Raw genomic sequence first — 12,293 nt, 5'->3', positions numbered from 1 at the left:
ATTAAATATCTATTAATTCTCCTGTGAGTGTATTTACATCATTTAACATCTAATATATAATTTAAATTACTGACTGACCAGTCAGTTTTCAATGTTTTGAACAATAAAAATTTCAATATGAATGATGGAGGGAAAAGGATGAAGAGGTGGTCAGTTTTATTAGTACTTATGTTGGTTATGTCATCCCTATTAATTGGGTGTAGTAGTGGTGAGGGAACTGTCAAGGCAGTAGAAGAAGTAAAGGTTGACTATGTTCCTGTAGAGGTGGAGACTGTGGCAATGGGTATAATCTCCGATGAAATGGTTTTCAATGGTAGGGTTCACCCTCAAAAAGAAATCATGGTGCTACCAAAGCTTCCAGGAAAGGTAAAGGAAGCAAAGGTGTCTGTAGGGGATCAAGTTAAAAAGGGTGATGTTCTGTTTTTATTGGAGGATCAAGATATTCGACGACAGGTACAGCAGGCAGAAAAGGCAGTAGACCTTGCGAAGATTAACTATAACCGAACAAAAGAGAGCATAGAAAAAGCGAAGGAAAACCTAGAAAATATGAAAGAGCTTTATAAACAAGGGCTAGTCCAAGAAGCACAGTATCAACAAGCAGAAATGGCGGCTTCCGAAGCACCGCTTGAGGTGGCTCAAATCCAACTAGAGCAAGCGGAATTAGGGTACCAACAGGCTTTAGGTGGATTAGACAGTGCTAAGGTTACTGCTCCTATTGATGGGGTGGTTTCAGTAATGAATGCAAAGGCAGGGGAAATGGTTTCGAATGCTCAACCAGCAGCGATGTTGGTGGATACGAAGGAATTACTAATCAAAATGGACGTAACTGAAACTATGGTGAATAAGTTGGCAGTAGGTCAAGAGGTAGCAATTAAAATAACAGCTCTTGACATGGAAGGGGTAACTGGAACAGTGGAGACGGTATCTCCAGCTACAGATGCAAGAACTAGATTATACCCAGTACAGATTCGTATGAAGAGTGTTGACAAAGCTGTAAAACCAGGAATGTTGGCGGCTATTTCTATTAATACTGATTCTGTAGAAGGAATTGCTGTGAAGACAGAAACAGTTTTAAATCAAGGCAACAATAAGATGGTGGTTTATGTAGTTGAAAATGATATAGCAGTGGAAAGAGTGGTCACTATTGGAATGGAAACAAACACGACGCTTGAGATTCTTGAAGGACTTAAGGAAGGCGACGTAATCATCACAAAAGGTCAGCACTATGTAAAGGACGGTTCAAAAGTTAAGGTAGTAAGAGGTGAAAAATAATGAATTTATCCACATTATCGGTAAAAAGACCAGTTACAGTGGTAATGCTCACCCTGATGGTGGTAATTATGGGGGTTGTTTCATTAACTCGTCTACCCATTGACTTGCTACCAGAGTTTGAAATACCAGTGGTTGTTGTATCTACCTCCTATAACGGAGCAGGGCCAAGGGAAGTAGAGGAATTGATCACAAGACCTTTAGAGAATGTCATTTCGACAGTGAATAATATCACAAGTGTTACCTCCACTTCATCAGAGGGGAATTCACTGGTAATCGCACAGTTTTCCTTTGGTACAGATATGAACTTTGCATCTTTAGATATGAGGGAAAAGGTTGATTTAATAAAGGGGATGCTCCCCAGTGGTGTAGGTAATCCGATGATTCTAAAAATCGACCCAAACTCTATGCCGATTATGCAGATTGCCATTGCAGGTACGGAGGATTTAGCAACGCTACAGGTCTTTGGGGAGGATGTAGTTAAACCAAGACTTGAAAGACTTGAAGGTGTTGCTTCTGTCAATGTCTCAGGAGGGCAGGAGTATCAAGTTGAAATCGTTATAAATCAAAACAAGATGTTGGGATACGGCATTTCAATGGATCAATTGGCGCAAATGCTAAGGGTAGAGAACTTAAATCTTCCAGGTGGAGAAATTACCAGAGGTCAGCAGAAGATTTCCATTAGAACAGTTGGTCAGTTCACTGATTTGGAGGAAATTAAATCCCTAGCCATTCCCCTAGCAACAGGGGGCAGTGTTCCTTTAGAAGAAATCGCAGAGGTTAAACTAAACTTTAAGGACAGCAATTCCTATTCTAGAGTGGATGGACAGAGAAGTATCAATGTTTCTCTACAAAAGCAATCGGGAACAAACACTGTATCGGTTGCAGATTTAGTTAATGAAGAAATTGGAAAGATTCAAGAAGAATATTCAGATATGAAGGTTCAAGTAATGTTGGACCAATCTATGTATATCAAGAAGTCCATTAATAATGTAATGAAGAATGCGATATTTGGTGGGTTATTAGCCATCATTATTCTATACCTATTTTTAAGAAATATTAGAACAACATTAATCATTGGTGCGGCAATTCCGATTTCAGTTATTGCCACCTTCATTTTGATCTATTTCAATGGTATTACCCTAAACCTAATGACCTTAGGTGGATTAGCCCTAGGGATTGGTATGTTGGTGGATAATGCCATCGTTGTATTGGAAAATATCTATCGTTTTAGGCAGGAAGGATTTTCAAGAAAAGAAGCAGCCATTAAAGGGGCAAACGAGGTGGCAATGGCAGTAGTGGCCTCCACCCTTACAACAGTAGCGGTTTTCCTACCCATCGTATTTGTTCAGGGAATTACTTCAACCATCTTCAAGCAGTTGGCCCTTACGGTATCCCTGTCTTTAGGAGCTTCTTTAGTGGTTTCTTTGACTTTGATCCCAATGCTGGCATCTAAGCTACTAAAGGTAGAGGCAAAGAAGGAAAACAGAAGAGGGATTTTAAGATTATTTGATGGGATATATAATGGTTTTGATAGAATATTTAAAGGCTTTGAAGCAGGATATAAAAGTATATTAAGCGGTGCATTTAAACGAAGAAAAACAACTGTAACAATTGGAATACTGGTATTTGCTGTGAGTATGGCATCTATTGGTGGAATCGGGGCAGAATTCTTCCCTACGATGGATGAAGGACAATTTACAGTGACGGTGAAGTTACCTGTCGGCTCATCCCTTGCCAGTACCAATGAAATTGTCTCGGAGGTAGAGGCTGTATTAGGAGATATCGAGGAAATCACCTCCGTAGCCACAACCATAGGCTCTTCGGGAATGAGCTTAGCTCAAACTTCTGCTAAAAATACTGGCTCCATCAGTGTTTCCTTAAAGCCAGTGGCAGAACGTCAACGTAGTACAGGAGAAGTTGTGGTAGAAGTCCGAGAAAAAGTAATTGATATTCCTGGGGCAGAAATCACGGTAGAAGAGGCCTCCAGCACTATGGCATTTGGTGGTGGTGGGGCACCCGTGAATATCTCCATTAAAGGCGATGATTTAGATGAATTACAGACTATTGGAAATGATTTTGTAGACATCGTTAGGTCTGTAGAGGGAACTCAAGAAGTGAAAAATAGTTTAAGTGAAGGTGTTCCAGAATTAAAAATTCAAGTAAATAGACAGTATACTTCTCAATATGGATTAACAGCAGGACAGATTGCTTCTGCCATTAGAAATTCTATCTCAGGGCAGGTGGCTACTAGATACAAGGTAGATGGAACGGAGATTGATGTGGTGATTAAAGGAGACCCCGTGTATCAAGAGGGAGTATCAAAATTAAACCAATTAACCATATCTAGTCCTATGGGAGTGAATGTCCCTCTAAATCAGTTGGCGGATATCTCAATTCAACAAGGGCCATCTACTATTAATCGTGTGGATCAAGTAAGGGTAATTACAGTGACCAGTGATATAAGTGGTAGAGACTTAAGGGGAGTTGTACAGGATATTGAGGAGAAACTACAGGACTATCAAATGCCTACTGGTTATGAATATGAAATAGGTGGGGAAAACAAAGAAATGGTGGATGCCTTCAGCGATCTGGCATTGGCTCTATTATTGGCAGTGGTGTTTGTTTATATGATTTTAGCTTCTCAGTTTGAATCTCTAATTCATCCATTTACAATCATGTTATCAGTACCTTTAGCCTTTGCAGGAGGGATACTAGGATTATTTATAACAGGAAGAACCCTAAGCGTACCAGCCTTTATCGGGGTGATTATGCTGGCAGGGATCGTTGTAAACAACGCCATTGTATTGGTGGACTATATCAACATCAGAAGAGGTGAAGGGGAAGAAAGAAAAGAGGCCATCTTAAACGCTGGGCCGATCCGACTTCGACCAATTCTAATGACCACCCTGACAACTGTATTGGGACTTCTACCCCTTGCCTTAGGAATCGGTGAAGGAGCAGAGGCACAGGCACCAATGGCAACAGTCGTAATCGGAGGTTTACTATTATCAACCCTATTAACCCTAGTGTTTATACCGGTGATGTATACTATCTTTGATGATTTTAACCAATTTATCAAGTCAAAAATCCTTAAGAAGAAAGCAACAACCCTGTAAAAGGAGGCTGGATCAGTGGCAATTACAAAGGAAGAGCGAAAAAGACAAATTCTTGAGATGTCTATAAAGGTCTTTGCAAAGCAGGGATTCCACAAAGCAAAAATTGAAGATATAGCCATCGAAGCTAATATAGGTAAAGGTACGGTTTACCAATATTTCACCAGTAAAAAAGAACTTTTTAAGGAAATGGTGGCATATTGTATGATGGGCTATAACAGTCAATTGGAGGCCATCATAGTAAGTCAGTTGGGTATTAAAGATAAATTAGTGGCTTTGGTAGATTTTTATGATGTATACATTAGGGAACACTTTGATATTGCTCAAATGATTTTGAGTCAAACGGAGCTTCTGTCAAAGGAAATGAAGGATTGGATCATGAGGGAAAAAGTCAAGACCCATCTATTGATTGAAAAAATGATTGATATAGGTATTGAGAAAAAGGAAGTAAGACCAGACATTGAAAGGGAAGTGGCAGCTTTGGCCATCATAGGAACTTTAAATCAATACTTGGGAAAGAAAGTATTAATCCAAGGGCATAAGGGTCCTAAAATAGATTCAGCTCCACTGGTTAGTTTTTTGTTGAAGGCGATACAGTAAATCCAAAACTCGAACAAATATAATACCGAAAATATGACAGGTTTTGAACCGGCAGAATGTACAGGGCTATTCTCTAGTGACTTAGGGAGTAGCCCTTGTTCTTAATCAAGTTGAGCATATTTATAATTATTTTTAGGGTATAGGTTCATTTAATATTTGTAAGCCCTATCTTTTTAGCAATCTCAACAGCCCGTTAAACTCTGTCTTTGATAGTCTTATATATATCTTCGTACTCATATAATATTTGAAAATAAAACCAATTCTTGGTATAATAATTGAATAATTAGAAAATTGCAATTATCTACGGAGGAATTTATATGCTAAAACTTATTCGTATTCTTGCTTAATTCATTAATTGAATAGACCATGAAGTAGGCAAAGTTTTAATAAAACTGAGGCTTCTTTTTGGTGGGCAAAAATAAGGATAACCATTTTAGAGTGAATAAGTTAGAGTATATCAATCCCTCAATTAAAATAATTAATTTTAGTTATATGGGATTTTGAATTGTGTTTGAAACATATTGAATGAAAAATATGCTAATGAACATGATTCAATCTACTACTTAAATACTGCTGTAACTGGGTCTATACCTGTTTACAGCTTTTGTTTTGGAGACTCTGTTAAAAGTATTCCCATATAAAATAACCCAAATCGTAAGGAGAGAGATCAATGAGTAATCAAATAATCAATCAAATAAACAATCAAATAAACAATGAAATAAATGAAGTGAAGGAAATCAATGGACTTGAAGAAAAGAAGGATTTAGAAATCACGATTGAAAGAATCACCAAAGACAACTACCATATGTATGATGATATGGTGTCTTGGCGAATTCATGGAAAAGAAAGAACCCCAGAAGAAAAGGACTTGAACAAACTAAAGGATTTTCAGGATGCCTATACATTACTGGAACAACAGGGCTACTATGCCTACGCTGCTTTAGTTGAAGAAAGATACGTGGGATGGATCACCCTAATCAATGTCCCAAAAATAGGAAAATGGAATAGGGGAGTCATCTATGTAGAGGAGGTCTGGACAGAGCCAGGATACAGAAGAAAGGGTATTGCCTTAAATCTCATGAAAAAAGCCTTTGATGTTCAGAAGGAAACAGGAGCAATTAAGGTAAGGCTCTATACTAATACTGAAGGGGCTAGAAAACTATATGAAAAGAGTGGACTAAAGGTGACGGCAGAAAATGTAATCTTTATGGAATCGGAAGAATTTTAGTGGAGGTGGAGATTCAAAGATGAACAAAGAAAATGCTGCAAATAGCAAAAATATCAGAAATAGCGTAGAGCAAAAGAAACTCATCGTTGTAAATGGGACAATGGGGGTGGGGAAAACTGCTACCTGTCGTCTCTTAAATAAAAAACTAAATAACTCAGTCTGGTTGGACGGAGACTGGTGTTGGCAGATTAATCCCTTTGTGGTGAATGAAGAGAATAAAAAAATGGTGGAGGACAATATTCAGCATCTTTTAAGGAGTTATTTAAGTAACTCCACCCTTGAATATGTGATTTTTAACTGGGTAATCCATCGGGAGGATATTATGGATATGGTGCTAAATATGGTTAAGGATTTTGATTTTCAGTTGTTTAGAATTACCTTAACTTGTAGTGAAGAGGCTTTGATTAAAAGAATTAGTAAAGATGTAGAGGAAGGGCTTCGGAAAGAAGAGCAGATTGAATGGAGTCTCGAAAAATTACCGATGTATGGGGAGCAACAGACTATTAAGATTGATACCAGTGATATTGGGGTAGATGAGACTGTGGAAAGGGTTTTGGAGATTTTGGAAGGTATTTAATAATTGAGGTGCTATATAAGGCATATTTATATTTGTGGTCGTTGATGCAAAAACTATGTAAAAGTTAAAACAGTCTAGATATCAATTTGATACATATATATTAATGTCGCTTTGATGGACAAAAAATAGATAAACAACTAAAAATTCTAAAATAAAATAGATATTGCGTTATTTAATAAACGATGATATACTGATTTAGTGGATAATTGGAAAATATAATTAAGTTTGGTATTCATTGTTACTTCCAAAATCTAATAAAGAACTTGAAAAGTTAGGCTATAGCAAAAAACAAATAGACTCCATAAATAAAATTAAAGAAAAAAACAGGTGTTTCATCTGTTCTAGTATACGTTGGGAGGATATATTCTTGAAAAAATCTACTTTTTTTGACTTAATATTTTCATTAATGATTGGTGCAATAGGAGTATATTTAACTATCTTAATATCAATTAATACGGGACATCTTATTCATGGCGATGAAGAGGTCTATGGAGTATTTTTAGTTGCAATTAGTATCTTAATAGGAGTAGTTATTGGATGTTCATCTTTAATATATTTAAGGTTATCTAGCTTGTCTAAATAATGCTTAATGTTTAAATATGAAAGCCTACGAAATAATACTATGCAATATTGAGATGAATAAGAAGGTGGAGAATGTGAACTTCTTTTTTAGATTCGGAAAGACCTCAATAGAAAAAGTCTGCAGGTTGTTATACCCTTTGATTTTTATTTTAGTTTGTATGAGATTATATTTTGTTGAAATATCAATGTCAATGGGTGATTTTTTATATGACAAGATGTTTTTACAACATTTACTTTTACAACTACGTTTAATATACTTTTTAATCCTTGAACCAATACTTATATTAATTTTGATAAAACTATCTCTTGAATTAGTTTTATTGTTCTATAAGAAAAATGAAAAACAAAATTAATGGAGTTCCATTAAAAGGGAGGTGCTTTGACCTCTCTTTTTCAATGCTGAAATTCCCCACAACCTAAAAGAATGATACAATAATAGTTAAGAAATTTCATTAACAAGGGGGAATCAACATGAAAATCTTCCATACCAGCGACTGGCATATAGGTAAGCTGGTTCATCAGGTCCACATGACGGAGGATCAAAAACATATATTAGAAGAATTTATAGAGTTGGTAAAAGAAGAAAAACCCCATGCCATTGTGATTGCAGGGGATTTATACGATAGATCAGTTCCACCTGTTGAAGCGGTGGAGCTTTTAGATGATGTCTTTTCAAAGATATTAATTGATTTGGAAATACCCATACTAGCCATAGCAGGAAACCATGATAGCCCAGACCGTCTGGGCTTTGGCAGTAAAATATTAAAGAATAAAGGGTTATATATAGTAGGGAAACTGACTAAAGAAATAGAGACTGTTGTCTTAAAGGATGAATTTGGTCCTGTCAATTTCTATTTAGTTCCCTATGCAGACCCAGTAATCGTTAGGGACATTACTGGCAATAAGGAGATTCAGAGCCATGACCATGCCATGAAGGCATTGATTGAAGGTATTAAGGAAAAAATGAATCCACAAGAAAGACATGTTATGGTGGCCCATGGGTTTGTCACTGGGGCAGAGGCATTGGAAACAAGTGAATCCGAGAGACCCCTTTCCATAGGAGGGACAGAATATATTGATGCCAACCATTTTAAAGATTTTCACTATACTGCCCTAGGGCATCTCCATAGTCCCCAAAAGGTGATGTGGGACAAGATACGTTATGCTGGTTCATTAATGAAATACTCCTTTTCAGAGTATAGACAAAAGAAGTCCATTACCATTGTAGAAATGGATGAAACGGGAGAGGTCTCCATTCGTCAAGCCTCCTTGAATCCTAAACGGGATCTAAGAAGAATCAAAGGGGAACTAAAGGAACTACTCCAACCCCATGTTTATGAGGGAAGCAATGTGGAGGACTATTTGATGGTGACATTGACGGACGAAGGAGAACTGATTGATGCCATTGGTAAATTGCGTTCTGTTTATCCTAATGTACTGAGATTAGAAAGGGTAGCCACTGCCATTAGACAAGGAAACGAAAAAATCTCCGCAGGTAAAAATCATCACCAAAGGACAAAACTAGACCTATTCCAAGAATTTTATAAAAAGGTGACGGACATAGATTTTACGGAAGAAAAATCGGAGATTGTTGCTAAGGTCCTCAATCAACTAGAAGCAGAAGAAAGGGGGAAATAGGATGCGACCATTGAAGTTAACCATGACAGCCTTTGGCCCCTATGCAGGGGAGGAAGTCATCGATTTTACTCAATTGAAGGATCAAAATATTTTCCTGATAACAGGCCCTACAGGAGCAGGGAAAACCACCATATTTGATGGAATTAGCTATGCCATCTATGGAGAAGCCAGTGGTCAAGAGCGGGACGGCGAAAATCTCAGAAGTCAATTTGCTGACTTGGATACCTTGACTATGGTGGAGCTGGAATTTATGCTGAGGGGCAAGCATTACTATATCAAACGGATTCCTCGACAGGAAAAAAGAAAAAGCCGTGGAGAAGGGACAACAGAGCAGAGTCCAGAGGCAGAACTAAGGATTTTAGGGGAAGAAGATCCTAAGACTGTAACGGGGGTGACAAATGTAAAGGACAAAATCCACGAACTGATGGGGATTACCAGCGACCAATTCCGCCAAATCATGATGATTCCCCAGGGGGAGTTCCGAAAATTATTGACCTCCGATAGCAAAGATCGGGAGAAAATCCTTCAAAAAATTTTTGGAACTGAAGGCTTTAAACTGGTGGAGACTCGATTAAATGATCTGGCAAAGAACATTAGAACTGAGATTGGCTCCTTAGTCACCCGAAGACAGGATACTTTAAAAAGGGTGGAATTAAAGAATCAAGATTTCATGAAGGAGCTATTGGAGAAGAAGGATTTGAATTATATTGAAATTATTCAAATTATTAATAATGAAATCCTTGAGGATGAAAGGACGAAGCTACAAGTAACAGAGGATATCAAAAAACAAGATAAAAAGCTGGAGGAAGGCCACGGGAAAATCCTAAAGGCAGAAGAAAATAACAAGAAGATCACCACAAGGGATGAATTAGAAAAAGGAAAGTACAAGCTGGAAGAACAAAAAGAAGTAATGTTTAAGGAAGAAGCAAAGCTACAGCAGGCAAGAAAAGCAGAGGGAATCATCCCCCTAGAGGAAAACTATCGGGAAAAACAGGGGGAAGTTGTTAAGAAAGAACAGGATTTAAAGACAAAAATAAAAGAATTAGAAGTATTGGAACAACAATTTGAAAAGGCTGTGGACTTGTTTCAACTGGAAAAGAGTAGGGAGCCAGAGGCAGAAAAATTAGCTGAGGAGCTGACCACCCTAAAGGGCTATGAAGAAAAGGTAAATTCCTTTGAAGGACGAAAAGAAGGATTGAGAAAACTTGGCCAAGATTTTAAGTTGGTGGAGAAAAAACGAGATGACAAAAAGAAGGAAATTGAAACCCTAAAGGAAAAGGCTAAAGAGATGAATCAAAGCCTAGAGACGGCTAGAAATGCTGCTACAGATTTACTAGAAGCAAAGACAGTCTTAGAAAAGTTATCCATCACCTATGAACGACTGGAAAAGCTGGATATTGAAAATGATCAGTTGGATAGCTTGAGTGAGTATTACAAAAAAACCTACAAGCACCATCAAGATATTGAAAAGAATTTTAAGGAATGCAAGGAAAAATACGAAGGATTGATGGAAAGTTGGTATCGAGGACAGGCTGGACTATTGGCTAAGGAACTAAAGGAAGGTGCTGAATGTCCTGTTTGTGGTTCTACCCATCATCCTCAACTTGCTCAACATGGGGAAGGAATTCCTACTGAGGAAACCCTTAAGACAGAGAAGGAAAGACTAGAGAAGCTAGAAAAAACTCATCAAGAAAGCCAAAACAAGGTTAACAATGCTATGGCTGAAGGAAAAGCTCAAAAAGCCATTGTAGGTAGAATGAAGGAAGAACTAGAGGAACTGATGGCTACAGCCCTACAGGAGCTAAAGTTCAACGAATTAAAAACCTTGATAAAGGAAAAATTAAAGACCTTTTCAACTGAAAAGGAATTCCTAGATAAAAAAGTAAAGGCATTGGAAAAGGAGAAAAAGCTAGTTGAAGAACTTACCAAGCAATCGGAGGGATTGGTTAAGCAAATAGAGGAAGAAGAAAAAAATCTTGAAGGATTGATTAATCAATATACTGAAACCAGTGGTCGTTATCAAGGGGAAAAATCTGTGGTGGAGGCATTAGAAAAGGAGCTACCCCAAGAAATCCGATCCCCCCAGAAATTACAGGAAGCTATACAACAGAAGGAACTAAAGCTACAGGAAATAAAAAAGGCATACAAAGAAGCAGAAAAAAGGCATCAGGATACACATGTTGCTGTAGAAAAAGCAAAAACCCAACTGGTGGGGTTAAAGGATAATCTACAGGAATTAAGGGATTCTGTGGAAAACTCTAAGAAAAAATTAGAAGAAGCTGTGGAAAAGGCAGGGTTTGAAAATATTGAGGCTTATGCTACTGCCAAATTAGGTAGTCAGCAAATTAAACAGTTGGAAAAGGTAATCAAAGAATTCAACGAAGCCTTAAAATCTATTCAAGACCAATTTGCGGTAGCCCAAAGGGAAGCCGATGGATTGAAGCTGGTGGATATTGAAATATTACAAGAGGACTATGGAAAAATGAAGCAGGAGAAGGACCAATTGGAGGGTAGTAAAACCCTTCTACATTCTAAAATAGAAAAAAATAAAGATGTTTTAAATACCATAGAAGGTTTGCAGGAGGCCATAGGAGGTAAAGAGGAAGAATATCGTATGGTGGGGCATTTAGCAGAGGTGGCAAAGGGAAATAACAGTGAACGAATGACCTTTGAAAGATATGTGCTGGCTGCCTTCCTAGATAATATATTAGAAGCCGCCAATGCTCGACTGGTGAAGATGACAGGCAGTCGTTATGAACTAGCCCGTACCGACGAAAGAGCCAGAAGCAATGCCCAGAGTGGATTAGAGTTGGAGGTTTATGATCACTATACTGGAAAGTCCAGACATGTAAAGACGCTATCTGGGGGAGAAGGCTTCAAGGCATCCTTATCATTAGCTTTAGGATTAGCAGATGTGGTTCAGTCCTATGCAGGGGGGATCAATATCGATACAATATTTATAGATGAAGGATTTGGAACCCTTGATCCTGAATCCTTAGACAATGCAGTAGAATCTTTAGTGGAGCTACAAAAGACAGGTCGATTGGTGGGGATTATATCCCACGTACCAGAGTTAAAGGAACGAATTGGAGCAAAGCTAGAGATTATTCCTTGTAATAGGGGAAGTCGGTCAAGGTTTAATATTGCATAACTGGTAAGAAAAAATTATTATATAGAACAATTATAGATTACCACAATTGGGCGTAAAGCCCCTAGTTTTTAACTATGGGGATATAAGCCCTCTTTTAATTTTTCTTTAAGAAAAGCACTTGTATTATACAAG

General features: G+C 37.8%; 8 protein-coding genes. All 8 read left to right on the top strand.

What is annotated here, in order from left to right; all coding sequences use genetic code 11:
* The first annotated feature begins 138 nt into the window (after positions 1-138).
* Positions 139-1,272, top strand: a complete 1,134-nt coding sequence (locus JOC73_RS13085) for an efflux RND transporter periplasmic adaptor subunit (RefSeq protein WP_204403981.1) — start codon at positions 139-141, stop codon at positions 1,270-1,272.
* Positions 1,272-4,388 (top strand): efflux RND transporter permease subunit, encoded by a 3,117-nt coding sequence (locus JOC73_RS13080; RefSeq protein ID WP_204403979.1) that lies wholly within the window; start codon positions 1,272-1,274, stop codon positions 4,386-4,388. Before JOC73_RS13085 ends, JOC73_RS13080 begins: the two co-directional genes overlap by 1 nt.
* 15 nt (positions 4,389-4,403) lie before the next feature.
* Positions 4,404-4,985, top strand: coding sequence for a TetR/AcrR family transcriptional regulator (locus JOC73_RS13075; RefSeq protein WP_204403977.1), 582 nt, complete (start codon positions 4,404-4,406; stop codon positions 4,983-4,985).
* A gap of 670 nt (positions 4,986-5,655) precedes the next feature.
* Positions 5,656-6,213 (top strand): GNAT family N-acetyltransferase, encoded by a 558-nt coding sequence (locus tag JOC73_RS13070; protein ID WP_204403975.1) that lies wholly within the window; start codon positions 5,656-5,658, stop codon positions 6,211-6,213.
* Positions 6,214-6,232: 19 nt separating this feature from the next.
* Positions 6,233-6,790 carry an AAA family ATPase gene (locus tag JOC73_RS13065; RefSeq protein WP_204403973.1) on the top strand — a complete coding sequence of 186 codons (558 nt, stop codon included), beginning with the start codon at positions 6,233-6,235 and terminating at the stop codon, positions 6,788-6,790.
* 367 nt (positions 6,791-7,157) lie between these two features.
* On the top strand, positions 7,158-7,373 hold the full coding sequence (locus tag JOC73_RS13060) for a hypothetical protein (protein ID WP_204403971.1): 216 nt from the start codon (positions 7,158-7,160) through the stop codon (positions 7,371-7,373).
* Between the two features lie 470 nt (positions 7,374-7,843).
* Positions 7,844-9,010 carry an exonuclease SbcCD subunit D gene (locus JOC73_RS13055; RefSeq protein WP_204403969.1) on the top strand — a complete coding sequence of 389 codons (1,167 nt, stop codon included), beginning with the start codon at positions 7,844-7,846 and terminating at the stop codon, positions 9,008-9,010.
* A 1-nt stretch (position 9,011) separates the two neighbouring features.
* The gene (locus JOC73_RS13050; RefSeq protein ID WP_204403967.1) at positions 9,012-12,161 is read left to right on the top strand and encodes an AAA family ATPase; all 3,150 of its coding nucleotides are present in this window, start codon (positions 9,012-9,014) and stop codon (positions 12,159-12,161) included.
* The last annotated feature ends 132 nt before the right edge of the window (positions 12,162-12,293 follow it).

Origin of the sequence: Alkaliphilus hydrothermalis, assembly GCF_016908555.1 — a bacterium.
Taxonomy (GTDB): Bacteria; Bacillota; Clostridia; order Peptostreptococcales; family Natronincolaceae; genus Alkaliphilus; species Alkaliphilus hydrothermalis.
This window is presented reverse-complemented; position numbering and strand designations above follow the sequence as displayed.